This window comes from Planococcus sp. CPCC 101016 (assembly GCF_007859295.1).
Classification (GTDB): Bacteria; Bacillota; Bacilli; order Bacillales_A; family Planococcaceae; genus Planococcus.
The window spans coordinates 272795-298062 of record NZ_VOHB01000004.1 but is presented as its reverse complement, the minus strand read 5'-3'; the positions used below and the strand labels follow the sequence as shown (position 1 = coordinate 298062).

Sequence of the window (25268 nt, the reverse complement as noted above, 5' to 3'; positions counted from 1 at the left end):
AATAAGTAATGTTTTTAGTTGACAAATGAGCTTAAATTGAATAAGATGGGCACAACCTTTTTTGTACGGATTGCGGTTGAAGGGGTCGGAAGCGACACCGCCGAAATCTAGTTGAGCAGAGCATAGCAGAGCTAAATCGATGAGTAAGAAGAGTAGCGCAGATCAACCTCTCAAAGAGAGCCAGTGGCAGGTGGAAACTGGTGGGGTGTCTGTGTGAATGGGCTTATGAGTGATTCTTTGAAAAACCAGTAGAAGAATCCGTTTTCCCTGCGTTATCGGGGATCAAGTGAAAGCTGTGTCAGCTTTAACATGAGGTGGTACCGCGGTCAATCCGTCCTCTGCAAGGAACTTTTCTGTTCCTGCAGAGGGCTTTTTTGTTTTTAGCAAGAGATGAGAATCAAGAGATGCAATCACAAATTGCGCATTTGAGAAATGGAGATGAGTCGAGATGAGTAAAGAAATGAAGATGAGAAAAATTGATGGAGATTCTTTGACGCCAATTGCGGTGTTTAACCGATTAACAGGAGCACGCAAATGCTTACTTGAAAGTTCATTGAAGACCAGTGTCACCGGACGCTATTCTTTTATTGGAGCGAATCCGTCTATCGGATATATTGGCCATGGGCGGCAACTGCGGGAAATCGATTTTCGGACAGGTACCGAAAAAGTGCATGAGGGCAAGCCGCTGGAACTGATAAAAGGGCTGATGCCCCGTTATGAAGCGGAAGTAGAAGAGTTGCCTTTTACAGGCGGAGCTCTCGGTTATATCGGCTATGACGCCATACAAGTGTATGAACCGATCAAAGCGCCGAAGAAAGACAGTTTGCAGATGCCTGACATTCATCTGCAAGTTTATGAAACCATTGTGGTTTTTGACCATGTAAAAAATGATGTGACGATATTGTCATTTGAAAATAAGCTTGATGAAATTGAAAAGCAATTATCCGTACCGGAAAAATCATCAGCTGCAGCAGATCACGAATCTCTGGAATTCGTTTCTAAAACCAGCGATGCTTTTTTTCGCACACAAGTAGATCAGGCAAAAGACCATATCCGCAAAGGTGATGTCTTCCAGCTAGTCCTGTCACAGCGTCTGTCTGCCAGCTATAAGGGGGATGCTTTTACACTGTACCGCAAATTGCGCAAGCAAAATCCGTCTCCTTACCAATTTTTTATCGATTTTGATGACTATGCTGTCGTAGGAGCTTCACCGGAGAGCCTGTTGACGATCCGGGACAACCATATGGTGACCAATCCGATTGCCGGCACACGCAAGCGCGGCAGAACAATCTCAGAAGATGACCAATTGGCAGAAGAGCTGGCAGGTGATGAGAAAGAACAGGCAGAACATAAAATGCTGGTGGATCTCAGCCGCAACGATGTAGGACGAGTGGCTCAAGTTGGAACTGTGGAAGTGCCGAAATACATGGTTATCGAGAAATACCAGCATGTGATGCATCTGGTATCGGAAGTTACAGGGGAGCTCGACAAAAAAATGCACCCATTGGATGCATTAGTATCCTGTTTGCCAGCTGGAACCGTTTCAGGAGCTCCAAAAGTGCGGGCCATGCAATTGATACAAGAATTCGAAGAAGAGCGCAGAGGGGTCTATGGAGGGGCAATCGGCTACTTCGGCTTTAATGGCAACCTGGATGTCGCGTTGGCGATCCGTACGTTCGTGGTCAAGGATGATATGGTCCATGTCCAAGCTGGTGCTGGCATCGTCTTTGATTCGGATCCACAAGCGGAATACGAGGAAACGCTGCACAAAGCACGCTCACTTACGGAGGTGTTCGGATGATTTTGTTAATCGATCATTACGATTCGTTTACTTATAATATTTATCAGGCAGTAGCTGCCATGGGTGTGGAAGTTGAGGTGGTACGCTATGGTGTTTTGACACTCGATGAAATCAAATCGAAAAACCCGCAAGCCATCATTCTATCGCCTGGGCCTGGCCATCCGCGGGAATTGCCTGAATCGATTGAGTTGATTCAGAAATTGCATCACTCTATTCCGATTCTGGGCATTTGTCTTGGCCAACAATTGATTGGTGAAGCGTTTGGCGGGAAAGTGGTAGAAGCTCCTTTTATCCGCCACGGAAAGGTCTCGCAAGTTTCACATAATCAGCAAGGTCTGTTTAAAAACATGCCGCATCCATTGCCGGTGATGCGTTATCATTCGCTCGTATTGGAGCCGAAAACTCTGGCTGACTGCCTGGAAGTGCAATCGAGAGCGCTTGATGATAATACCATCATGGCCGTTAAACATCGGGAACATCCAGTTTACGGCATCCAATTCCATCCTGAGTCCATCGGTACGCCAGATGGGGTGGAATTGATGAAAGAATTTATTATGCAAGTAACTCAGGAAGTAGCAAGCAATCTATAGAATAAGCAGAAAATCCTAAGCCGCTAGAGCTTGGGATTTTACTATGATTCAAGAAAGTGTGATTTTTAGATTTTCCCGCACATGTCCATATTTCAATAGTAGGCGATTCAAAGACACTTACTCACGGACCAACGGCATCGTGCAGCAGCGGAAAGCGCCGCCTGATTTGATGATTTCGGAGTAGTCGACTTCAATTACATGGAACCCACGGGCAGTCAGCTGCTTATTGACCTGCCGGTTCTGTGGTTGGCTGAAAACTTTCCGATCACCGATTGACAGCACATTTGTGCCGAGCGCAAACTGCTCTTTTTCATTGACGCGTATTAAGGTATAGCGCTCTGCCAGCATCCGGACAGTGGCCATGTCCAGTGCTTCTGGGAAAATTAATGCTTCTGTGGGCGAGAGGATATTAAATACACAATCAAGATGCAGATATTTTTCATTAAAAGAAACAGGGATAACTTCAAAATCCGGCAACTGAAGCTGCAAATCACGGATGGCTTTTTTAGAAGTACGGCTGCTGACTCCAACAAAGACAGTATCCCGGTCGATGATGACATCGCCGCCCTCAATGCGATGGCCCGTCAACTGCTTAAAGTTGACCTCGTGTGCTTCCATCCATTTCTGAAGCTCCCGTTCTTCTCCTTGGCGGATTTCAGAGGCCATTTCACTGATGAACACTGTCTCACCGATGGTAAATCCGATATCACGTGTAAAAACTTGTTCAGGATAATTTTCGGAAGGCTCAATCAGGTCGGTTTGGATGCCTTCATCAGCTAATGCCTGGATAAATTCATTATGCTGATGGAGCGCCTTGTCCACGTTAATGTTTTCCTCTTTGTATCTCTTCTGCACATCATTGATAACATCTTTTATTGCCATGTAGCGCGGCGGGCAAAGCAGGACACGCCGGAGTGGGTCATATTCACTTTGGCAGCGGGCAGATAAGGTTTCTTTTATATAGGATGACATAAAGGTTCCTCCAAAAAACATAGTTATTAATTGTATATTCCTTTTGAGAAGCAAATTAAAACATAGCTATTGTAGAAGAGGCATAAAAGCAGGAAAATGGAGAGAGGATAAATAAAAGGGGGAACAATCCGGTGAAAATCATTCAGCAGGAAGTAGCACAAGATCGGGATTTTATTCGAAAAAAGGTGATTGAACACAATAACGCGAGTTTACCGAGAGAACAAACATCTGGGTTCGAACAAATGAGCTTCATCGTTCGTAATGATCGGGAGGAAATCATTGGAGGACTGACAGCCACTGGTTTTTGGCGGCATCTTCATATCGATTTCTTATGGGTGGACCCGTCAGCCAGAGGTCAAGGGATTGCTGCAAAGCTGATGGCTCAAGCGGAAGTTTATGCGCGGAGCAAGGGCCATCGATTGATGATTGTGGATACGTTAAGCTTTCAAGCGCCTGAATTTTATAAAAAACAGGGTTTCTCGGAATTTGGAGTAATCCATGATTTTCCGGAAGGGCATACCCATCATTATCTTGAAAAATGGTTGACGGATACATCTGACGGCAACCATATAGACCAATAAAAAAAGGAAGCCCGCAGGCCTCCTTCTTTATTGTTGTTCTTGGTAGAATACTTTATCTACATTGTATTTAGCTTTTTGTGTGTTAATCAAATACGTCTCGTAAATATCACGTTCCATTGGATCATCTACGATGGAAACAGTAATGCGGTAAACTTCTTCACGGTGATTTTTCAACGGTGATACCGAATCTTCGAAATGTTTCTTCACACGCTGGCGAAGTTTGCGGGCTTTTCCGACAAACAACAACTCACCGCTGTGGTTAAAGAATTGGATGATGCCGCCTTTATCGCGCGGAATTTCATGCAGATCGATAAAGCCGTATAACGGTTTGATGACGGCTTCGTCACCTGTAATTTCCTGTTTGCGCTGTGTAATTGTCACATCCGCTTTTGGTGGTTGGATATTAATCATGCTTATCACGTCCTCTATTATCGTATTGCCTATTTTAACATAAAAAAGAGCGGAAATCCATCCGCTCTTTTTTCCGGCTATTCAGGTCGTTTCTATAAGTTCTTCAATTGTTCACTAGCCGGCTGATCTCCTTGCAATACTTCGAATACTTTGTTATAAGTATTGCTGCGGTCAAGTACTTCAACAAGCACATGTGCTACATCTGCTCTTGGGATGGATCTTCCTTCCATAGAAGAGAAGCCTTCTAGAGATACTTCGATTTTATCGGATTTGTCTTCGTCTGAAAGCGCTCCAGGGCGGACAATCGTGTAGTCTAAATCGGTTGCCTGCAGCAATTCATCTGCTGTGCGCTTCGCAACGAGATACGGCTTCATCTCTTCGCCACCGGCATCTGGATCATCTGATCCCATTGATCCTAATTGGACAAAGCGCTTAACCCCTTTATCCTGTGCATATTGAGCTGCTTTGACGGATCCCCATAAATCGATGGTTAAAGTCTTGTCAGCGCCTGTTGAAGGTCCTGATCCTGCTGCAAAAATGACTGCATCGATTCCTTCAAAGGCATCGCTGAAATCCTTTTCCAGATCTGCCAGTACGACTTTGGAGGCACCAAGTTCTTTCAGTTTATCTATCTGTTCTTCTTTACGGACCATTGCGGTCGCTTCATGTTTGGATTCAGCTAACTCTTTGACAATATTGCGGCCGACTTGACCGTTTGCTCCAATAACTAATACGTTCATTCGATTTCCACTCCTTTAATTGTCTTCACTCTATCTATGTTCCCTTTCAATAGTGCATTAAACGTTTATTTCGCCGTTCACCTGTCCAAATAGGTGCAGAAAGGCTAGAATAGAAGAACGGAGGTGTTACAATGCAAATTACAGATTATGTGTTTCACAAAATTAACGACCCTACAGGCATTATGATAGGTGACCGTTATGAATTTTTGTTAAATGTCGAAGTCGACGAAGATGATGAATTATATACCGAAGGTGGTCTGGAACTGCGTGTCATTATTGCTGCAGAAGAAGCGGGCCCCCGCATAGCGCATTACAACTTTATCGACAAGCAAACAAGAGGCGCGCTTGAGTTCGGACTTGAAGACGAGGAAGAAGAAGAAATTCTCGCTTACTGTTCAGAAAAGCTGGCATAATAAAAACATCCTGCCCAAGTTGAGCAGGATGTTTTTATTTATATTTTGACCTCAACTTCAGCTTCTTTTTTCAGTTCTTCTATGCGGGTAAATACAGCCTCTTGTGTTTTTTGCTCTTCCAGAGATTGGCGGATAGTCGGTTCCATCTCTTCGAAGGGTGGAGCTTCTTCTTCAGAAGTCTCAACAAACCCCTCATAGGCTTCTTTTACTTCTTCATCGGTCACTTCGCCAGCTTCTACCTCTTCTGCAACATACTGTTCATACACCAATTGTTCACGGAGCTGATTTTCCATATCCTCCAGTCTAAATCCGGTTTCTTTCAATGTTTCATCCATTGCTTCTTCCGTCTCAAACTGGCCTTTCAACTCTTCCAGACGTTCTTCAACTGCTGCTTCGTCAGCTGTATAGCCTTTTTCTTCAGCATCCTGCAAAATCACTTTATTGCCCACCAGCACAGACATTGTCTGTTCTTTCAGCAGCTCGGCAGTTTCTCCGGATGTGGTGTGGCCCTGGGCGGCTAATGTTTTTTCCAGCTGCCGTGCAACACTATTATAAACATTCCCTAAAATTTCTTCTCCATTGACCACGACAACAACTTCTTCTTCAGTCGGCAATTCTAGAGAGGATTTTTCGGGAGTGGCCTCTGAGGCTGCTTCTTCAGTCGTTTCGGGATTTGCGTTTTCTTCAGGTAAGGCTTCTTCATTATCAGAGCATGCGCTCAATGTCAGCAGTAAAAGGAATGGGGCGCATGCGAATTTCATTTTCTTGATCATTTTAAAACTCCTCTATAACTTCATCTGTTTAAAAGTAAACCACAATTTATTATTCGACACAAATAGTTGCACAGACATGTTTAAATAATGCGGCAATTCTGTATAATGGAGAGAAGCAGCAGGCTGTTCTGACCAACCATTCTATAACTAAAGGTTATCTTTACTCTTTTGTTTTGAGGACGAAGATCGAGTCTAAGGAGTTCTCAATATGGCCAACGAACGGAATGGTTATTCGGTTGATTTGACTGTTGAGACGGGTTGGTTTATAAACATATAAATAAATGGTACATCACTTACATCTTTTGGAGGAATCGCTATGACAAGCTCAAACAATATTAAAGCACGCAAAACTTTGGAGAAAATCCAACCCTACTCGCCTGGAAAGCCGATTTGGGAAGTACAGAAAGAATTGGGCTTGGACCGTGTCATTAAATTGGCTTCCAATGAAAATCCAATGGGACCATCCCCTAAAGCTTTAGAAGCCATCCAGAATGGTTTGGCGGAATTGAACCGTTATCCTGATGCAGATGCCAGCGCATTGAAAAAGGCCATTGCCAATGAATTTCAAGTGAATCCGCAGCAAGTCATTCCGACAAATGGTGCGGACGAATTGATTACCTTGATTTCGGAGGCTTTCCTGGAAGAAGGGGATGAAGTGATTGTCCCATCACCATCATTCAGCGAGTACGATTTTGGAGCACATATTATGGGCGCTACAGTGGTGCCGGTCAAATTTTCAGAAGGCTTCGAATTCAACGTAGATGCAATGATTTCGGCTGTTACAGACAAAACTAAGATTATTTACATTTGTACGCCAAACAATCCGACAGGAACGTATATGGCTAAAGCGGATCTGGATAAATTAGTTGAAGCGATTGATGGCGTATTGGTAGTGATCGATGCTGCTTACAGCCATTTTGCAGATGCTGTAGATTACACACACGGCATCGAATACATCAATGCCGGATACCCGGTACTGACCCTGCAGACTTTCTCGAAAATCTACGGCATTGCCGGAGTGCGGGTTGGTTTTGGAATTGCTTCAGAACCGATCATTCAGTCGATTTTAAAAGTGAAAGAGCCATTTAACGTCAATACATTAGCGCAGATTGCAGCAACTGCCGCTATCGAAGATATTGAACACGTGACAACTTCACAGGAAGCCAATAAAGCTGGACGTGAACAGCTTTACAAAGCTTTTGACGAGCTGGGCTTAACCTATATAGAAAGCATGGCCAATTTCGTGCTTGTACAATTAGGCGAAGATGGCGAGAAGTTGTACAAGGAATTGATGGCGAAAGGGATCATTGTTCGCCACGGTAAAATATGGGGATTGCCTGACTACGTACGAGTTTCTGTTGGGACGCCAGAAGAAAACCAGTTCTTTATCGATATCTTAACGGGATTATTAGTGAAACAAGCCTAAAAAGAAGGGGACTGAAAAACCCTCCCTTGGAATCAGCGGGATACTAAAAAAAGAGTCAGAAGGTAGGATTAACTGCCGTCTGACTCTTTTTTTTCACCTTTATTGTTCCGTAGCTTGCCTGCGCTCATCCAGTAATCGAAGAATTCAGTTTAGGTTCACTGTGAAAATCGCCATGGCGCCTTGCAAGGCCATGCCGCTCAATCTGACGCCGGAGGTCAACCGATATCCGTGCCGATCTTTTAGTCCCCTCTGAAAGCGGGAGCCTTGTTTTTTATTTGCATAACCACAATATAGTTAAAACATTTGTTTAGTAAAGAGAAGAAAGGGGAATTTTCGGGAGAAACGATAATAAAGGATGGATGTTATGATATATGATTGCGCAATAATCGGAGGCGGACCTGCGGGATTGAATGCTGCATTAGTACTGGGTAGATCCAGAAGAAATACATTGTTGTTTGATGATGATAACGGACGCAATCTAGTGACAAGGGAATCACACGGTTTTATTACTCGGGATGGCATTGAACCGGAAGAACTCAAACGTCTGGGACGTCAGGATATCGAAAAATACGATTGTGTAGAAATAAAAAAACAGCGTATAACCAGCATTAATCGTATTTCTGAAACACATTACGAACTGGCAACGGAAAGTGGTGACGTGTTTCACAGTATTAAAATTATCATTGCAACAGGCTTGAAAGAAGAACAGCCGAATGTTCCGGATATCGAAAAATTTTATGGCACCAGTTTATTCAGCTGTCCATACTGCGACGGTTGGGAACTGCGCGATCAACCATTAGCCGTTATTGCAGACAAGCAGGTATTTGAAATGGCGAAAAAAATTTATACCTGGAGCCATGACTTGATTGTTTTTACAAATGGTGAGGGACGGCTGGAAGAAGAGGATAAGCAGAAGCTGCTTCGAAAAGGTATAAAAGTGGTAGAGGATATCGTTGACGGCTTGGAAGGTGAAAATGGACAATTACGCAGCGTCAGACTTGAAGATGGTACTTTAATTGACCGGGCAGGCGGCTTTGTGACACCTCTGTGGAGCCATGCCACGCCATTTGCTAAAGAGCTTGGCTGCGAGCAAAACGAACATGGCGGAATCTTAACGGATGATTACGGACGGACAAATGTCTGGAATGTTTACGCAGCAGGTGATGCTTCGTTGATTGTCCCTTCCCAACTGGTCATTGCAGCTGGCGAAGGAAGTGCAGCGGCTATTGGTGTGAATGGAGATTTGATCAATGAATACTTTGAGACGGAATAGCAGGATTAAGAGGCTTTGATAAATTTTCGGAACAGCAAGTATTGGCAGAAAAAAAGGATTAGGGTGATTAGACAAAGATTGATGTAGTACCAAAGGCCATCACCAAAAAAATCCAGTGGAGAAGTGGTGGTCGGGCGCTGCATCAAGTAAAGATAGTTGGATTCGGTTATTGGATTGATTAAAAAACCGATAAGGGCAGCGCAAGCAAGCAATAAAGCATAAACGGAAAAGACGGAACGCATGGTAATAGCGCTAGGTCGGGACAACGCTAAAAACAAGCAGGCCCAAGAAATCGAAGTATGATGGACAAAAAATTTCCAGAAGCGAAAATGCTGGTAATCATAGGGAAGTTCTGGGGTGATCAAGGCCAAAAAAGCTGGAATGATGCCGATATAAAATGAGATTTGAATCCAAAGAGGGCGCATAGTCAGTAAACCGATCATAGCAGTAAGAGAGGCTATTCCGCATAGGTGCAAAGGCATCTGTTCGCTGAAACTCCATACCTTATTTGTAATGGCCCAGTACTGATAGGAAATTTCAGATAGGAAAAGAAAGGCAAACAATGTCCAGCGCATTAACTGAAATAGCTTCTTTTTTTTCCTCAACTGGTTTTTAGCTGAAATCAATACGATCAGTCCAGTAAAAGCAATCGCCAATGCCAATAGGTGGCTGAATGAAAAAGGATCGAAAGAATAGGTGGATGTAGCAGCAAACCAGTTTTCCATAACAGCCCTCCTGGATAATGAAGTAGTTGTGAGAATAGTTTATCATTTATTTGATAAGCTGGCCCATTTACTTAGCAACATCCTATTAATAATGAAATAAACGTATGTTTTGCTTAAAACCCTCTCTATACGGTAAACTTTTAGAAAAGAATCTGTAGGAGGAATGCTGACTTGGAACAACTGAATTTATTGTCGTCCATCACTTATATCGACACGGAGCGTTCCATCGAAGCTGGCGAAATGAAAATCGTCGAAACTGAGTGCAATATCCAATTGTACAAAGATACGCTGGTGACTTCTGCAACTAAGTTCCATGTAGCGAATGTATGGGATATTTCTTATAAGTCCTTTTCTTCTGAAGCCAACTTACTGTATCTCCACACACATCGAGGTGTCTTGACCTACAAAGTTTATACAGATCCAGATAAATTTGTGGAGACGTTTAAAAAATTGAAAAACGAGAATTACTAAAGAAGATAGGTTTTTTCCTATCTTCTTTTTCAACCTCATAGAATCGCAGGAAAAGCAGGGCGATGTCTGGATGAAGGGAGAAGATAAAATGGAGGACAATATTAAAATTGCAGATCAATGGACAACAAAAGTAAACGAAAAAGACATTAAAGGTGTGCTGGAAGTCTCAGATCCACATATTGAATTGATCGGTCCAAGGGGTGCAGCAGAAGGCCATGATATCCTTCAGCAATGGATTCGCGAGTCAGGCATTCATATGGAAACGCAAGGCTATTATGCTAAAGGTGACGAAGTGATTTGCGTTCAAGAAGCTACATGGGAAGATCAGAATGGCCACGTTACCATTTATACTTTTATGGAGATCAAACATGGAAAAGTCCATCGTATTGGAAGGTACGATACCTTGGACGATGCTTTTGGTCAATGCCATTTGAGCGAAGAAAATAAAGTTGAATAACAAAAAGGATGGGAAATTTTCCCCATCCTTTTTTTAGAATAATAATTATCTTACAATCCAATGACGATAGCTTTCTATGACTTTTGAAGTGTTGTAGTGGGTAAACCAAATTTTCTGAAAAAAAGGTATTGATTTTGAAAGGGGTTTCATTTATACTTTGGCTAAACGAGTTACTAAACCGGTTTAGTGCGAGGGGATAGAATGAAAAAAATAACAATGCAAGACGTAGCGTTAAAGGCGGGAGTTTCAAAAAGCACTGTTTCCCAGTATATAAATAATCGTTTTGAGTTTATGGCTGTACCAACAAAACATAGAGTAGAAGCAGCTATCAAGGAATTAGGCTATATTCCAAATCAGGTAGCCAAAAGCCTGAAACAGAAAAAAACAGGAACGATTGGTGTAATAGTAGCAAATATCTTGCATACATTTTCTACTGAAATTATTCGCGCTATCGAAGATGAATGTGAAAGAAATAGTTTTCATTTGTTTGTATGCAACGCAGATGATCAGCCGGATAAAGAGCGTTCCTATATCGACATGCTAGTAGCAAAGCAAGTTGATGGTTTAATCATCTTCCCTACGAATGGCAATAACGATTATTATAAACAGTTGAAGAATGCCGAATTCCCAATCGTTTTTGTTGACCGAGTAATCAATGAACCGATTTTCCCGACACTTTTGTTAGATAATGAAAGCGCTTCACAGATAGCGGTAGATCAACTGGCGAAAAAAGGACGAAAGAAAATCGGTTTGGTTTCCACCTCTATTGCTCAAAATGTGACACCGCGTATCGAACGCATCATAGGTTTTAAGAGAGCGTTAGCATCTCATGGACTGGCCGTAGAAGAAGATTGGATCGTAGCAGCGGAACGACAACTTATCAGCAATAGACTTCAAGGTTTATGGGAATCCACCAATCGTCCAGAAGCATTTTTTGCTACGAACGATTTAGCTTTAATTGAATTACTGAAGTTCATTAAAAAAAATAAGCTGTCTATTCCAGAAGATATCGGCGTAATTGCCATTGATGATTCTCCATTTCTTGAAATGGCTACGACACCAATTTCAGTCATTAAGCAGCCCACTTTTGAAATCGGGCATCATGCAGCAGAGACATTACTGAAATTGATAGTCAGCAAAGATTTCAAGGAAGAATATGCAGAACAGCGATACCGGCCGATTTTAGTTGAACGAGAATCCATATAAAGTAAAGGAGGTGAGAGTTTGTCTAAAGAATTTGGTGTATTAACGATAGGAGATGCCATGATTACTATGAATCCGTCCACGACAGGGCCGCTGAAATACGTGACCCAGTTTGAGCGGAAAGTCGGTGGGGCTGAAATGAATTTTGCCATTGGCTGTGCACGTTTGGGGCTTAACAGCAAATGGATCAGCAGGTTGGGGAAAGATGATTTCGGCCGGGTAATCTATAACTTCGCCCGAGGTGAAGGGATCGATGTATCATCCGTCAGTTTCGTCGAGGGTGTGCCAACCTCATTAAATTTTAAAGAAATCCATGCAAACGGAACAGGAAAAACGTTTTATTACCGAGAACCTTCCCCAATCGCTACTCTCACAGAAGATGATATTACGGAAGATTTGTTTGAGGACATCCACGCAGTCCATTTAACGGGTGTTTACTTGGCTCTTGGAAAGAAGAATATGAGGATTGCCAAGAAAATTCTTAAAATAGCGAAACAGAAAGGGATTATTGTTTCGTTCGATCCCAATATCCGATTAAAGTTATGGAGCATCGAGGAAGCGCGTGAAGCCTACGAGGCCATTTTTCCGGAAGTCGATATCCTGTTGACGGGATTGGATGAAATCCAAATGATTTCAGAAAAGAAAACTCTGGAAGAATTGGTGGCATATACAGCTAAGTTTGCCTTGCAGGATTTGGTCATTAAAGATGGAGAAAATGGATCCAGATTATACAGAAATGGGCACTGGATTTCAGCGCCTGGTTTTTCAGTAACACCTGTCGACACAGTTGGTGCGGGAGATGGCTTTGATGCAGGATATATATATGGAATCTTAAACCAATTTGATGAAGAGTCTTTATTGCGCTTCGCGAATGGGGTAGGTGCTTTAGTCACAACAGTTACGGGAGACAATGAAGGGCTGCCATATCTAGAAGAAGTAGAGAATTTTCTCGGAGATAAAAAAGTAGTTGAACGATAACATTGATGGAACCTCTGCCTTATAGAGCGGCAAATTAACGTGGAATAGGAGGAGTGTTATGACAACAGCAACGGTACCTTTTGAGGAAGTTCAAAAGTTGATCGAAGAAAAGTTGGCAAGTGCTGATATAAGCCAGGAACATGCTGCCAAAGTCGCTGAAATTCTTATTCACGCTGATTTGCGCGGAGTGAATTCACATGGGGCGCTTCGCACCGAACATTATATGAAAAGGTTAAAGGCAGGCGGCATTAATCCGAAGCCTGAGATTTCATTTAATCAAACTGGTCCGGTGACGGGTGTAGTTGATGGAGATGATGGCTTTGGGCATGTCATAGCGGATATTGCAATGAATCACGCAATTGAGATGGCCAAAGAAAATGGTGTAGGCATGGTTACAGCCATGAACAGCAGTCATTGCGGCGCGCTTAGTTATTTTGTTCAAGAAGCCACAGAACATAAATTGATTGGTATCGCAATGACTCATACCGATAAAATTGTTGTTCCTTTCGGTGGAAAAGAATCTTTCCTTGGAACGAACCCAATTGCTTATGGAGTTCCTGCGAAGTCCGAAAAACCTTTCATTTTAGATATGGCTACGTCAAATGTCGCATTAGGAAAAATTCTGCAGCATAAAGAAGAAGGCAAAGATATTCCAGAGGGATGGGGAGTGGATGAAGCAGGTTCACCAGTAACAGATCCTGCGAAAGTAGTTTCCTTAACGCCATTTGGTGGTCCAAAAGGTTCTGGTTTATCGATGATTGTTGATATTTTCTCAGGACTGCTGGCTGGTATGGCGTTCGGTCCTCATATTAATTCAATGTATGAGGAGTTGGATAAAAAACGGAAACTTGGCCATTATTTCTGTGCAATCAATCCTTCCTTTTTTACCGATACCGAAAGCTTTCTAGAACAGATGGATAAAATGATCAAAGAAATCCGGGAAGTTCCAGCAGCAGAAGGATTTAATCGAGTGCTGGTTCCAGGAGAAATTGAACAGGAAAACGAAACACGTAATCGAAAAGAAGGCGTTCAGATTGCGGTAACTGTTTATGAGTATTTGAAAAACAATAAAATCAAAGGGGAGATTTAAAGATGAAAAAGAAATTGTTAACAGGTATTTTTGCATCGGTATTGGTATTAGGCGCATGTGGTTCAAATGAAGGTTCAGAAGAAGGCGGTTCAGGATCAGGAGAAACAATTGAGTGGCGATTCGGCCATTTAGCTGATGAAAATCATATCTGGCACCAAACGGCTTTGAAATTCGAAGAATTGGTTGAAGCGAATTCAGATGGCCAAATGGAGATTACCATTTATCCGAATAACTCTCTTGGAGGAGAAACAGATACGATCAATTCGATTCAAGCGGGAACAGCTGACATGGTTATTTCAGGAGAAACTTTGCAAAACTGGGCTCCCAATGCCGCATTAATGGCAGTTCCTTATGCCTTCCGTGATATTGATCATGTGAAGTCAGTGGTTGAAGGAGAAATTGGTGAACAGATCAAGCAGGAAATCAGTGATGAGGCAGGTTTGACGGCTCTTTACTACCATACACGCGCTCCGCGTAACTTGACATCTAATGAGCCGATTACTTCTCCAGACGACTTGAGCGGATTCAGCATGCGCGTACCGAACGTTCCATTATTCTTGGATGTGTGGCAGGCTGCTGGTGCTGCTCCGCAAGTAATGGATTTCAATGAAGTTTTCACTGGCTTGCAGCAAGGTGTAATCGATGGTCAGGAAAACCCGGTGGATTTAATCCAAAGTGGTGGATTGGCTGAAGTTCAGGATTATGTGAACCGCACAGAACACGTCTATTCATGGATTTACATTCTAGTTGGCAATGAGCAGTACAATGCACTTTCTGATGACTTGAAACAAGTCGTACAAGATGCTGCCGCAGAAGCACAAACTTTCGGCGATGAATTATACGAAGCTGAAATTGCTGAAGTCGAGCAGGAATTGATGGATGCGGGAATGGAATTCGTAGATGTTGACCAAGATGCTTTCCGTGAAGCAATGACACCGGCTGTAGAATCTTCTTTATCTCCGGAACAATTGGAATTGTACGAACAGATCCTTGCAGTTGAATAATATGTGAGTAGGGCATGTTTGGCTGTCATGGTCAAATGTGCCTTTCCATTGAGAAAGGAATGAATTCGGATGTCAAAGTTCCGAAAATTGATTGACAGTACACTTGCTTTTTTAACCGTCCTCAGCTTTGCTGGTGTAATCATTATCGTCACTATACAGATAATTTCACGTTTTGCCCCGTTTTCCTTTATTTGGACGGAAGAATTGACGCGGTACCTTTTTTTATACGGAATTGCTTTCGGTGCCCCATTAGCCTTGATGCGTAATGAATTTATCAACGTAGATATGCTTCTTAACCGAATGTCCAATAATTTTCGAAGGTATTATGAAGTGATCATTTATTTGGCGATCATTCTGTTAAGTCTGGTGATGGTCGTTGAAGGATACAACTTCACTTTGCTCGGTGACAATCAAAGATCGGCAACGATGCCGTTCCAAATGTCAGTTATTCACGCATCTTTACTGATCATGAGCGTCTTCCTAGTATTTTATGCAGTCATTAAGATTATTGACCTCATCAAAAACAAACAAGATTACAGTCAAAACTATGGAGGGGATGATCACTGATGGCTACTTTGCTCTTTGTATCCTTTATCGTATTAATTTTTCTGGGAGTTCCGGTTGCTTTCAGTTTAGGACTGGCTTCCTTTATTTATCTGATGTTGGCCGGTATTCCGCTCAACATCATCCCTCAACGGATGTTCGGTGGATTAAACTCATTTGTTCTGCTTTGTATTCCAGGATTCATCCTGGCCGGTAACTTAATGAATGCAGGTGGAATCACTAATCGAATCATCCAGTTTGCAAACGATCTTTTCGGACACATCCGCGGTGGTTTAGGACTTGCAAACGTTGGTGCGTCAATGGGATTTGCAGGAATTTCGGGAACAGCTCTTGCAGATACAGCGAGCATTGGTTCTATATTGATACCTGCTATGAAAAAAGAAGGCTACGGTGCTGGATTTTCGGCTGCTGTAACGGCATCTTCTTCTACAGTGGGACCGATTATTCCGCCTTCATTGCCAATGATTATTGTAGGAACTTTAGCATCGTTATCTATCGGAGATCTATTTTTAGCAGGTGCGCTTCCAGGTCTTCTCTTGGGTATTGGGTTAATGATTCCCACTTACCTAATTTCAGTTAAAAGGAACTACCCGAAAGGTGAACGTCAACCCATCAAAGCAATTTGGAAAAGCTTCACCGGTGCTTTTTGGGCATTGTTGATGACGTTTATCATTCTTTACGGAATTTTAGGCGGTTTCTTTACACCGACGGAAGCTTCAATCATTGCTGTTCTTTATGCTTTTGTCATCGGTATTTTTGTCTACAAGGAATTGCCGGTTAAGAAAATACCGGAAATCATGCTATCTTCCATGACGGCTACAGCATCCATCATGCTGCTCGTAGGCTTCGCCAATCTGTTTGGCTGGATAATGGTGCGAGAACAGATTCCACAGCTTGTCGCAGAATCGATTCTTGGGATTTCAACGAATGCTATTATTGTCATTCTATTGATCAACGTATTGCTCCTTTTCGTGGGTACCTTCATGGAAACGATTGCGGCCTTGGTTATTTTGTTCCCAGTTCTGCTGCCGGTCGCACTGACAGTTGGAATGGATCCTATCCAATTTGGTGTTATGATGGTGTTGAATTTAGTCATTGGATTAGTCACGCCGCCAGTGGGCGTCTGCCTCTTTGTGGCTTCCCAGATTGGGAAAGTCTCTATCGGAAAAACCGCAAGGGAATTGCTGCCATTTTTAGGAGTCAGTTTAGTGGTGCTTATGATGGTTGCATTTATTCCACAAATTACATTGTTCTTACCAAGTCTATTTGAATAGGAGGTTGTGAAAATGAAAGCAGTACAAGTTCCAAAAGCGAATGAAATGCAAATTATTGAGCTGGAAGTTCCGGCAATTCAAAAAGATGATGAAGTACTGGTCAAAGTGAAACGGGTAGGGATTTGCGGTTCCGATATGCATATTTACCATGGAACTAATCCATTAGCTACGTACCCCCGAGTAGTTGGACATGAAGTGGCTGGTGAAGTAGTTGAAGTTGGGAATAGCGTTAAAAGCCTAAAGGTCGGGGACCATGTGGTCGTAGAACCAATCAATTATTGCGGTGAATGCTATGCCTGCAGAAAAGGCCGTCCAAATGTCTGTGAGAAATTATCGGTTTTTGGTGTTCACGAAGATGGAGGCATGCGTGAGTTTGTTGTATTACCCGAAAAACAGCTTCACGCTGTGAATAAAGAGTCAAGTTGGGACGAAGTCGTTTTGGCTGAGCCATACACAATCGGTGCCCAGGCTGTCTGGCGTGGAAATGTTGAAAAAGGAGATACAGTTCTTATTCAAGGCTGCGGCCCTATCGGCATCTGTATTTTAAAGCTTGCTAAAGTTGCCGGGGCCACTGTTTACATGACCGATTTGAACGAAGAACGGTTGGCATTTGCAAAAGAAAGTGGTGCAGATGAAGTGATCAACGCAGGCAATGAATCTGTGAAAGAACGGATTCTTGAGCTTACCTCGAACGAAGGAGCCAATGTAGTGATTGATGCGGTATGCCTTCCTGCCACGGTAGAGTTGAGCATTGACGTGGTTTCTCCTGCAGGAAGTGTGGTCATTCTTGGATTTGATGAGCGCCCATCGGCGATTCCACAACTGCCGATTACCAAGAAGGAAATCACCATCGTGGGTTCCAGGCTGCAAACCAACCAGTTTGGAAAAGTGGTAAGTCTGTTAAACAGCGATGAACTGAAATCAAGTGGCTTGATCACCCACAAGTTTTCATTAGATGAAGTAAAAGATGCATTTACATTTGTTGAAAAAAATCCGGATAAAGTAAGAAAAGCGTTAATTGTCTTTGACTGAGGAGAGATGTAGATGATTCCGAAAATGGAGATTTACCAACAGATTCTGAATGCCAAAATTGTTGCCGTTATCCGTGGTAAAGATGCGGATGAAGCGATAGCAGTTGCTGAATCCGCGATAGAAGGTGGCTTAAAGGCGATTGAATTAACTTATACAACTCCGAATGTTTCACGGGTATTTGATAAACTGGCAGATTCCCCGGCATTGATTGGCGCGGGAACGGTTCTGGATGCAGAGACTGCACGGCATGCCTTGCTGCATGGCGCCGAATTTGTCGTCAGCCCGAATTTCAACCCGGAAATCGCTAAGGTCTGCAATCGCTACAATGTTCCCTATTTGCCGGGCTGCATGACGATCAAAGAGATGGTCGAAGCGACGGAATGGGGATGTGATATCCTGAAACTGTTTCCTGCCAATGGATTTGAACCTTCTTTTATCGGTTCAGTCAATGGCCCCTTGCCAAAAGTGCGCATTATGCCTACAGGAGGCATCAATATCAAGAACATGAACGCATGGTTGAATGCCGGAGCTGTAGCAGTAGGTATCGGCAGTGACTTGACCAAAGCTTACCGATCATCTGGAGAGCAGGGCGTTACTCAGTTGGTTAAAGACTATCTCAATGAATTAGCTTAAAGAAGGAGGGCTCTTATGAATATTACATTTCGCTGGTACGGCCGCGGCAATGATAGTGTGCAGTTAGAACAGATCAAGCAAATTCCAGGAACAAAAGGGATTGTCTGGGCGCTTCACCACAAGCCGGCAGGAGAAGTTTGGACGAAGGAAGAAATTGCCTCTGAAGTCGATTATATTAAGTCCCACGGTTTCCACGCTGACGTAGTGGAAAGTGTCAACGTACATGAATCCATCAAGCTTGGCAATGAAGAGCGTGATCAGTATATTGAAAACTACAAACAAACCATCCGGAATTTAGGGGAAGCCGGTGTCAAAGTAATTTGCTATAATTTTATGCCGATTTTTGACTGGACCCGAACGGCCCTCTATCATCCACTGCCGGATGGCTCAACTGCTTTATTTTTTGAAAAGGAGAAAATCGAATCTCTGGAACCTGCCGAGCTGATTGAAACAGTTTCTTCAGCTTCTGATCTGACCCTCCCAGGATGGGAGCCAGAGAAAATGGCAAGGATTCAAGAACTTTTTGCGGAATATGAAGGCATGGATGAAGAGCAATTATGGGAAAACCTTGCTTATTTTTTGAATGCGATTTTACCGACAGCTGAAGCGAGTGGTATCCAAATGGCTATTCATCCGGACGATCCACCGTGGTCAATCTTTGGGCTGCCGCGCATCATGACAGGAGAAAAGAGCTGGGAACGGCTGATTTCCATCTCGGATTCACCTGCCAATGGCATCACCTTCTGCACAGGATCCATGGGCGCGAATCCTGAAAACGACATGGTAGACTTGGCTTCAAAATACGCCAAGCACTCGCCATTTGCGCATTTGCGTAATGTTAAAATCTTCGACAACGGCGATTTTATTGAAACCTCCCATTATACGCAGGACGGTTCTATCGACCTAAATGGCGTGGTCCGGGAATTGTCCAACCAAAACTATACGGGCTATGCCCGTCCAGATCATGGCCGCCATATCTGGAATGAAGAATGCAGACCTGGATACGGTCTATATGACCGGGCACTTGGCATTATGTATCTCTTAGGACTATGGGATGCACACCAAACAAAATAAAGGGGGGATACTATGTTTTCAACTCATGAAAATATTGCAGGACGGACAGCGGTCATTACCGGTGGAAGCGGCGTCCTTTGTTCAGAAATGGCTCGTCAGCTTGCCAGTCAAAAAGTAAATGTGGCTATCTTGAATCGGACAGCTGAAAAAGGACAAGGGGTGGCAGATGAAATCAACGAATCAGGCGGCAAGGCGATTGCTGTGGCTGCCGATGTGTTAGATCGAGCTTCCTTGGAAAAAGCCAAAGAGCAGATTTTGGAGGCCTTCGGACGGATTGATATCCTCATTAACGGAGCAGGAGGCAATCATCCTGATGCCATTACAGATATTGAAATTCATGAAGAAGATGCTGCTGGAAAGTCCTTTTTCGAGTTGGGGGAAGACGGCTTTTCCCGCGTTTTTGCCAGCAACTTCACCGGCTCTTTCTTAGCCAGCCAAGTATTTGGCAAAGAATTACTGAAGCAGGACGCACCGGTTATTTTGAATATTTCCTCCATGAGCGCCTATTCACCGATGACCAAAGTACCGGCGTACAGCGCGGCAAAAGCGGCTATCAATAATTTTACAATGTGGATGGCTGTTCATTTTGCAGAAGAAAATTTGCGTGTCAACGCAATTGCGCCAGGCTTTTTTCTGACAACACAGAACAAAGACCTGCTTACCAATGCAGACGGTTCACTAACTCCCCGGTCCGGCAAGATCATGGCCAGCACACCGATGAAACGTTTCGGCAAGCCCGAAGACTTGGTCGGAACAATGCTTTGGCTCATTGATGAAAACTATTCCGGCTTTGTCACAGGCATCACGATCCCTGTAGACGGCGGATTTCTGGCTTACTCAGGCGTATAGGACAAAAAACCACATTCCAAGGAATGTGGTTTTTTTATATTATTGAAAAGAATATGCAACAGAAAAAACTTTAGCTATTGAAGTTTCTTTCTTCATTCCTTTTCTTATTTCATTTCGCTGTTAATCAAATCGCCCAATTGATTCCAGTTTTTCACGCGCGGCAAGTTGAGATGGCGGTTATAAGACTGGTCTTTGACAATGGCTTTTACCGGATCGCTTGCTAAAGTCTCCAGAACTGCCGGCTTATCGTCGAAATAATAATCCAATTGCAGATCTTTGATGATTCCCGCTTTTTCAGAATCCTTCATGCCACAGAAAAAATGCTCTTTTTCAATGGGAAATCCTTGGGCAACCAACCACTTGAAGGTGTTTTCTGTATGTTCAGGTGGACGGGACGTTATGTAATAAATTTCGTGACCATCCGATTCGAGCTGCTTTAGCAATTCAAGTGCACCGGGATAAAGAGGACAGTCAGTAAAATACAAAAAATCCAATGAGCGGTTCCACATGGTTTTGCCTTCCTCATCACTCAACCCAAATGCTTCATGTATTTCTACGCGGTTTAAAGCATGGAAAATATCGATGTCTACGCTTTTATCTAACTGCTCCTGATAATAATGAAACGCATACTCACGTAAATTGATCAAGGTATCGTCTACATCAAACCCGAATCTCATTAGCTGCTTCCTCGCTTTTCGGGATAACCCGTAAATTTAAAGTCTTTACCGATTTTGCTGAATTCACCATCGCGAAGGTCAATGGCGTCTTTCATCAACTCAACACCTGTTCCTTCAATAAAAGTGGGTGCGATTTTGCCGCCTGCAATTTTTGGGGCAAAGTAAAATACCACTTTATCAATCAACCTATTTTCTAAAAACGCAGCATTGATGGTACCTCCGCCTTCGATGAAGAGAGAAGAGATACCTTTCTCACCTAGTACGCGAACGACGTCCAAGACATCCACCTGAGTTTCACTGCTGGTTTCGTAAATGGAAATCCCCAAATCCTCCAATGTTTTCCGTTTATCTGCATCGTAATTTTGGCTCGTAAAAATCCACGTATTCGCTGCTCCATCCGTGATAAGTTTTGAATCGAGTGGAATGCGCAGAGTGGAATCAAGGACAATACGAAGCGGATTTCTGCCATTTGGAATACGGGCAGTCAACTCAGGATCATCTGCAATAACGGTACCGACACCTACCAGTATCGCCATATGCTGGCTGCGCAGAAGGTGGACATCTAAGCGTGCTTCCTTAGAGGTGATCCATTTGCTGTCGAGTGAATGAGTAGCAATTTTTCCATCGAGCGTAGATGCCGCTTTTAGCGTAACGAAAGGGGTCTTATCAACGATGAATTTATTGAATACTTCGTTCATTTTCTGTGATTCCTGTTCGCGCACCCCGACAATCACTTCAATGCCGGCTTCTTCAAGCATCCGGATGCCGTTTCCGGAAACGAGCGGATTTGGATCCAAGGTAGCCACTACAGCCCTTTTAATTCCAGCGTCGATGATCGCCTGGGCACAGGGACCCGTCCGTCCAAAATGGGAACAAGGCTCTAGTGTCACGTAAATCGTGGCACCGCGGCTCATATCACCGGCCATGCGCAGCGCATGGATTTCAGCATGCGGTTCCCCTGCTTTTAGGTGGGCGCCGATTCCAACGATACGGTTGTCATTGACGATTACGGAACCGACCAGCGGATTAGGATCTGTCTGACCTTTTAGAGTCTTCGCGTTGTTGAGCGCAAAATCCATATAAAATTCATGGTTTGACATTCATGATGTCCTCCCCGTCTTTAAGATGGCCTGAACGCTTGACTTTGGTTTTCAGGTAGTTTGAGTTGTATTCCGACTCATCTCCCCATAGAGACGTTCTCGAAGCGATTTCCAGACCCGCTTTTTCAATGGCATCCACTTTCTTCGGATTGTTTGTCATCAAAGTCACCGGTTTAGTGCGTAATGTCTGGAGTACTGCGATGGCATCCCCGTAATTTCTAGAATCGTCCACATATCCTAAACGTTCATTGGCTTCAACTGTATCGTAGCCGTTTTCCTGCAAGACATAGGCCATCGCTTTGCTGAAGAGGCCAATGCCACGGCCTTCATGGTTGGCTAAATAAAATAAGGCTCCGGTGCCATGGTCTGTAATTCGTTTCATAGATTGTTTTAATTGATAGCCGCAGTCGCAGCGCTTACTACCGAAAATATCGCCCGTGTGGCAGATGGAATGCATGCGGATCAATGCTTCTGCTTCGTTCTCGAAATCACCATAAACTAGGACGCTTGACTGTTGATATTCTGCAAGATTAGCCGAACTCAATTTCTCGATGATGCTCTCGTAATCTTCGGTGACTTCTTCGAGGCTTAACCAGCAATACCAGTTGAATATGAAAGTCTCATCATATAAGTTTACAGGCAGCCGAATCGGTCCGACCAGATAAACAGCGCCTTCTTCGGTTTCAATCATTTGAATTTTTTCTTTTAATATCGCAAACACTTTAGGATCTAATTTCATGTCTGTCATCTAAGTTTCCCCCTATATGAGCCCTATCTATATGATATCGTACTACATCTTGTTACTAAAAGTAAGTTATTAGTCCTGAATGTTTTCTAAACAATAATAATTATCATTTAAATAAAATAAAACTCTGTAATAATTGATATTAATTCTCATTTAATCCATCATTTTCTCATTTGATTTGATTAACTTTTAAAGCTATGGTATATTGACTACATTATAATAATTCTAAATAAGAAAAAGGAGGAATAACGATGTTATCAGAAAAACTAACGAATGCATTGAACGATCAATTCAACAATGAACTGCAGGCAGCACATGCTTATACTGCAATGGCAGCATACTTTTCCAAAAAAGGCTATCACGGTTTTGCGAACTTCTATTTGATTCAATCGAGAGAAGAACATTATCATGCAATGAAGTTTTACCACTATTTGGTGACGATGGATGAAAAGCCAGTTCTGCAGGCTTTGACCGAGCCGAAAAATCATTTTGTCAGTGCACTCGACGTTTTGGAGAACTCCTTATCGCAAGAAAAAAGCGTAACAAGCAATATTTACGCATTAGTGACATTGGCTGACGAGCTGCAGGAACATGCAACGCTTTCTTTCCTGGATTGGTTTATCGAGGAACAGATGGAAGAAGAAAAGTCGTTCCGCGATATTATTGCAAGAGTTAGAGCGATAGAAGAAGGCGGCGAATACTTCCTGAAAATGGATGATGAGTTCGCGCAGCGCAAGCTGGAAGAATAATAGTAATGCGAACAGCACATAGTAAAATATGTGCTGTTTTTCTGCTCGAAAGGAAGCGATGTTCATGTCTGTAGATTATAAACCGGCTGTCCACTTCAATCATGTAAATTTCTCTTTTGTGGATAATCCGATACTGAAAGATATTACAGGGTCGTTTCCTGAAGGAAAGATTACGACACTGGTGGGCCCGTCGGGAGCCGGCAAGACGACTTTATTAAAATTATGCAACGGCTTATTATCGGCCCAATCAGGAGAGGTTTACATCAAAGATCGGTCGATTGAAGATTATGAGCCAGTTGAACTTCGCCGTTTGGTGGGTATTGCACTTCAAAGCGCTCCGATGGTTGCTGGCAGTGTATATAAGAATTTAAGCCTGCCGCTGGAACTGCAAGGAAAGTCCTTGTCCAAGACGGAAGCGGTTGAATTACTGCAGGATGTTGGACTTGCAGAAGAGTTGATGGAACGGAAAGTCAAAGACTTATCCGGTGGACAGCGCCAAAAAGTCTCTATTGCCCGAACACTCGTCAACAAACCTGAAGTTTTGCTGCTCGACGAAATTACTTCTTCACTGGATCGCACCTCTTTAAAAGAAATTGAGGAATTAATCGTCAAAATCAACCAGAAATATGGCACTACCATCATTTGGATCACTCATAATCTCCAGCAGGCTCTTGAAATCGGAAATTTTACTTGGGTGATGATGGATGGTGAAGTGGTCGAGACGGGTGAAAGTAACCTGCTCAATGATCCAGCGAATGATAAAGTTAGACGGTTCGTTAGGGGGGAAGCGGGATGAGCTATTTAACCTTATCGATCACCCTAATTTTTGTCGTAATTCCTCTTCTGTTATCCAAAACCTTGAATCTCGGCTTGGAGAGGGACACAATCATCGCCACGTTGCGTTCAATCGTTCAATTGTTAGCGGTCGGCTATGTATTGAAATTCGTTTTTGACTCGGAAAGCCTAATTTATATTTTTCTGATGGTCGCTTTAATGGTGGTGGCGGCTACACATAATGCCCAGAAAAAAGGGGCAGCTATCCGAGGCATCATTTGGAAAGTGGCCGTAACTTTAATATTCGTGGAAGTGTTAACACAAGGCATCTTGCTTGGTTTCAACATCACACCGGCCACTGCTCAGTACATCATTCCCATCAGCGGAATGGTTGTAGGGAACTCAATGGTTTTATCCATCCTTTTCCTCAACCGGTTTACAGCAGAAGTCGAGTCTCATCAAGACGAAACCGAGCTGATCCTGTCACTTGGCGGTACGCCTAAACAGGCCATACACACACAATTGATCAGCTCGATAAAAGCTAGCATGATTCCGACAATTGAAAGCCAAAAAACAGTCGGGCTCGTTCAGTTACCTGGTATGATGAGCGGGCAGATCATTGCAGGAGCAGACCCGATCCAAGCTGTTCAGTTCCAGTTATTGATCATGTTTCTGTTGCTGACAACAGCAGCTGTAACGAGTGTTATGCTTGGTTTCCTGTCTTATCCGACTTTATTCAACCAACGGATGCAATTAATGAAAACAGATAGTAACTGAGAGTAAAGACAAATTCGGATAGCCTGAATTTGTCTTTTTTTTTTGAAGCTGGAAGTTGAAACTCCATCTTATGAAGCGCTTTGAATTAATGGAAGAGATATCAATCATCAAT

29 protein-coding genes and 1 other annotated feature are annotated in these 25268 nt (G+C 43.2%); of the genes, 21 read left to right on the top strand and 8 right to left on the bottom strand.

All coding sequences use genetic code 11. The features are described from left to right. The first annotated feature begins 130 nt into the window (after positions 1 to 130). Positions 131 to 342 (top strand) — a binding site (T-box leader). Positions 343 to 448: 106 nt separating this feature from the next. After that, the gene (trpE, locus tag FQV26_RS15790) at positions 449 to 1801 is read left to right on the top strand and encodes an anthranilate synthase component I (RefSeq protein ID WP_146558639.1); all 1353 of its coding nucleotides are present in this window, start codon (positions 449 to 451) and stop codon (positions 1799 to 1801) included. After that, positions 1798 to 2391 carry an anthranilate synthase component II gene (locus tag FQV26_RS15785; RefSeq protein WP_146558637.1) on the top strand — a complete coding sequence of 198 codons (594 nt, stop codon included), beginning with the start codon at positions 1798 to 1800 and terminating at the stop codon, positions 2389 to 2391. Before trpE ends, FQV26_RS15785 begins: the two co-directional genes overlap by 4 nt. 117 nt (positions 2392 to 2508) lie before the next feature. On the opposite strand, the gene FQV26_RS15780 is transcribed toward FQV26_RS15785, so the two are convergent. Then, complete coding sequence (locus FQV26_RS15780) at positions 2509 to 3363, bottom strand: dimethylarginine dimethylaminohydrolase family protein (RefSeq protein WP_146558635.1); 855 nt, start codon at positions 3361 to 3363, stop codon at positions 2509 to 2511. Positions 3364 to 3494: 131 nt separating this feature from the next. Between FQV26_RS15780 and FQV26_RS15775 the strand changes: the two genes are divergently transcribed. Further along, positions 3495 to 3944, top strand: coding sequence for a GNAT family N-acetyltransferase (locus FQV26_RS15775; protein ID WP_146558633.1), 450 nt, complete (start codon positions 3495 to 3497; stop codon positions 3942 to 3944). Positions 3945 to 3971: 27 nt separating this feature from the next. Here the strand turns inward: FQV26_RS15775 and FQV26_RS15770 are convergent, their stop codons facing one another. Continuing rightward, entirely contained in the window at positions 3972 to 4355 is a 384-nt protein-coding gene (locus FQV26_RS15770) for a nucleotide excision repair endonuclease (protein ID WP_146558631.1), read from the bottom strand. A gap of 92 nt (positions 4356 to 4447) precedes the next feature. Further along, entirely contained in the window at positions 4448 to 5095 is a 648-nt protein-coding gene (locus FQV26_RS15765; RefSeq protein ID WP_146558629.1) for an SDR family oxidoreductase, read from the bottom strand. Between the two features lie 131 nt (positions 5096 to 5226). Between FQV26_RS15765 and FQV26_RS15760 the strand changes: the two genes are divergently transcribed. Continuing rightward, entirely contained in the window at positions 5227 to 5508 is a 282-nt protein-coding gene (locus FQV26_RS15760) for a DUF6509 family protein (protein WP_146558627.1), read from the top strand. 38 nt (positions 5509 to 5546) lie between these two features. On the opposite strand, the gene FQV26_RS15755 is transcribed toward FQV26_RS15760, so the two are convergent. Next, positions 5547 to 6281, bottom strand: a complete 735-nt coding sequence (locus tag FQV26_RS15755) for a SurA N-terminal domain-containing protein (RefSeq protein ID WP_146558625.1) — start codon at positions 6279 to 6281, stop codon at positions 5547 to 5549. Between the two features lie 316 nt (positions 6282 to 6597). On the opposite strand from FQV26_RS15755, the gene hisC reads away from it, so the two are divergent. After that, positions 6598 to 7707 (top strand): histidinol-phosphate transaminase, encoded by a 1110-nt coding sequence (hisC, locus tag FQV26_RS15750; protein WP_146558624.1) that lies wholly within the window; start codon positions 6598 to 6600, stop codon positions 7705 to 7707. A gap of 364 nt (positions 7708 to 8071) precedes the next feature. Further along, positions 8072 to 8980, top strand: a complete 909-nt coding sequence (locus tag FQV26_RS15745) for an NAD(P)/FAD-dependent oxidoreductase (protein ID WP_146558622.1) — start codon at positions 8072 to 8074, stop codon at positions 8978 to 8980. Positions 8981 to 8985: 5 nt separating this feature from the next. Here FQV26_RS15745 and FQV26_RS15740 read toward each other — a convergent pair whose 3' ends face one another. Beyond that, positions 8986 to 9705, bottom strand: coding sequence for a YwaF family protein (locus FQV26_RS15740; RefSeq protein ID WP_146558620.1), 720 nt, complete (start codon positions 9703 to 9705; stop codon positions 8986 to 8988). Positions 9706 to 9876: 171 nt separating this feature from the next. On the opposite strand from FQV26_RS15740, the gene FQV26_RS15735 reads away from it, so the two are divergent. From FQV26_RS15735 to FQV26_RS15680, 12 genes are all read left to right on the top strand, one after another. Beyond that, on the top strand, positions 9877 to 10176 hold the full coding sequence (locus FQV26_RS15735; protein ID WP_146558618.1) for a hypothetical protein: 300 nt from the start codon (positions 9877 to 9879) through the stop codon (positions 10174 to 10176). Between the two features lie 88 nt (positions 10177 to 10264). Beyond that, positions 10265 to 10633 (top strand): nuclear transport factor 2 family protein, encoded by a 369-nt coding sequence (locus FQV26_RS15730; protein WP_146558616.1) that lies wholly within the window; start codon positions 10265 to 10267, stop codon positions 10631 to 10633. A gap of 201 nt (positions 10634 to 10834) precedes the next feature. Further along, on the top strand, positions 10835 to 11839 hold the full coding sequence (locus FQV26_RS15725) for a LacI family DNA-binding transcriptional regulator (RefSeq protein WP_146558614.1): 1005 nt from the start codon (positions 10835 to 10837) through the stop codon (positions 11837 to 11839). An 18-nt stretch (positions 11840 to 11857) separates the two neighbouring features. Then, a complete protein-coding gene (locus FQV26_RS15720) occupies positions 11858 to 12814 on the top strand; it encodes a sugar kinase (protein ID WP_146558612.1) in 957 nt (318 codons plus the stop codon). Between the two features lie 58 nt (positions 12815 to 12872). After that, the gene (allD, locus tag FQV26_RS15715) at positions 12873 to 13904 is read left to right on the top strand and encodes an ureidoglycolate dehydrogenase (protein WP_146558610.1); all 1032 of its coding nucleotides are present in this window, start codon (positions 12873 to 12875) and stop codon (positions 13902 to 13904) included. A gap of 2 nt (positions 13905 to 13906) precedes the next feature. Next, positions 13907 to 14908, top strand: a complete 1002-nt coding sequence (locus tag FQV26_RS15710; RefSeq protein WP_146558608.1) for a TRAP transporter substrate-binding protein — start codon at positions 13907 to 13909, stop codon at positions 14906 to 14908. Between the two features lie 69 nt (positions 14909 to 14977). Then, positions 14978 to 15475, top strand: a complete 498-nt coding sequence (locus tag FQV26_RS15705) for a TRAP transporter small permease (RefSeq protein ID WP_146558606.1) — start codon at positions 14978 to 14980, stop codon at positions 15473 to 15475. Beyond that, positions 15472 to 16746 (top strand): TRAP transporter large permease, encoded by a 1275-nt coding sequence (locus FQV26_RS15700; protein ID WP_146558604.1) that lies wholly within the window; start codon positions 15472 to 15474, stop codon positions 16744 to 16746. The genes FQV26_RS15705 and FQV26_RS15700 overlap by 4 nt, the downstream gene beginning before the upstream one ends. Before the next feature lie 12 nt (positions 16747 to 16758). Beyond that, positions 16759 to 17778, top strand: coding sequence for a zinc-binding alcohol dehydrogenase family protein (locus tag FQV26_RS15695; RefSeq protein WP_146558602.1), 1020 nt, complete (start codon positions 16759 to 16761; stop codon positions 17776 to 17778). Between the two features lie 12 nt (positions 17779 to 17790). Beyond that, a complete protein-coding gene (locus FQV26_RS15690; RefSeq protein WP_146558600.1) occupies positions 17791 to 18411 on the top strand; it encodes a bifunctional 2-keto-4-hydroxyglutarate aldolase/2-keto-3-deoxy-6-phosphogluconate aldolase in 621 nt (206 codons plus the stop codon). Positions 18412 to 18426: 15 nt separating this feature from the next. Further along, a complete protein-coding gene (gene uxuA, locus FQV26_RS15685; RefSeq protein ID WP_146558598.1) occupies positions 18427 to 19485 on the top strand; it encodes a mannonate dehydratase in 1059 nt (352 codons plus the stop codon). Between the two features lie 12 nt (positions 19486 to 19497). Next, the gene (locus tag FQV26_RS15680) at positions 19498 to 20334 is read left to right on the top strand and encodes an SDR family oxidoreductase (RefSeq protein ID WP_146558597.1); all 837 of its coding nucleotides are present in this window, start codon (positions 19498 to 19500) and stop codon (positions 20332 to 20334) included. 104 nt (positions 20335 to 20438) lie between these two features. Here the strand turns inward: FQV26_RS15680 and FQV26_RS15675 are convergent, their stop codons facing one another. The 3 genes from FQV26_RS15675 to FQV26_RS15665 are packed head-to-tail and all read right to left on the bottom strand — an operon-like array spanning position 20439 to position 22859. Then, on the bottom strand, positions 20439 to 21011 hold the full coding sequence (locus FQV26_RS15675) for a 5' nucleotidase, NT5C type (RefSeq protein WP_146558595.1): 573 nt from the start codon (positions 21009 to 21011) through the stop codon (positions 20439 to 20441). After that, positions 21011 to 22111, bottom strand: coding sequence for a bifunctional diaminohydroxyphosphoribosylaminopyrimidine deaminase/5-amino-6-(5-phosphoribosylamino)uracil reductase RibD (gene ribD, locus FQV26_RS15670; RefSeq protein ID WP_146558593.1), 1101 nt, complete (start codon positions 22109 to 22111; stop codon positions 21011 to 21013). The genes FQV26_RS15675 and ribD overlap by 1 nt, the downstream gene beginning before the upstream one ends. Further along, positions 22098 to 22859, bottom strand: coding sequence for a GTP cyclohydrolase II (locus tag FQV26_RS15665; RefSeq protein WP_146558591.1), 762 nt, complete (start codon positions 22857 to 22859; stop codon positions 22098 to 22100). Before FQV26_RS15665 ends, ribD begins: the two co-directional genes overlap by 14 nt. A gap of 248 nt (positions 22860 to 23107) precedes the next feature. Here FQV26_RS15665 and FQV26_RS15660 point away from each other — a divergent pair, with 248 nt between their 5' ends. The 3 genes from FQV26_RS15660 to FQV26_RS15650 all read left to right on the top strand — a co-directional run bounded on the left by FQV26_RS15660 (position 23108) and on the right by FQV26_RS15650 (position 25156). Then, positions 23108 to 23605 (top strand): ferritin, encoded by a 498-nt coding sequence (locus FQV26_RS15660; RefSeq protein WP_146558589.1) that lies wholly within the window; start codon positions 23108 to 23110, stop codon positions 23603 to 23605. Between the two features lie 64 nt (positions 23606 to 23669). After that, positions 23670 to 24401 (top strand): ABC transporter ATP-binding protein, encoded by a 732-nt coding sequence (locus tag FQV26_RS15655; RefSeq protein WP_146558587.1) that lies wholly within the window; start codon positions 23670 to 23672, stop codon positions 24399 to 24401. After that, positions 24398 to 25156 (top strand): ABC transporter permease, encoded by a 759-nt coding sequence (locus FQV26_RS15650; RefSeq protein ID WP_146558585.1) that lies wholly within the window; start codon positions 24398 to 24400, stop codon positions 25154 to 25156. Before FQV26_RS15655 ends, FQV26_RS15650 begins: the two co-directional genes overlap by 4 nt. The last annotated feature ends 112 nt before the right edge of the window (positions 25157 to 25268 follow it).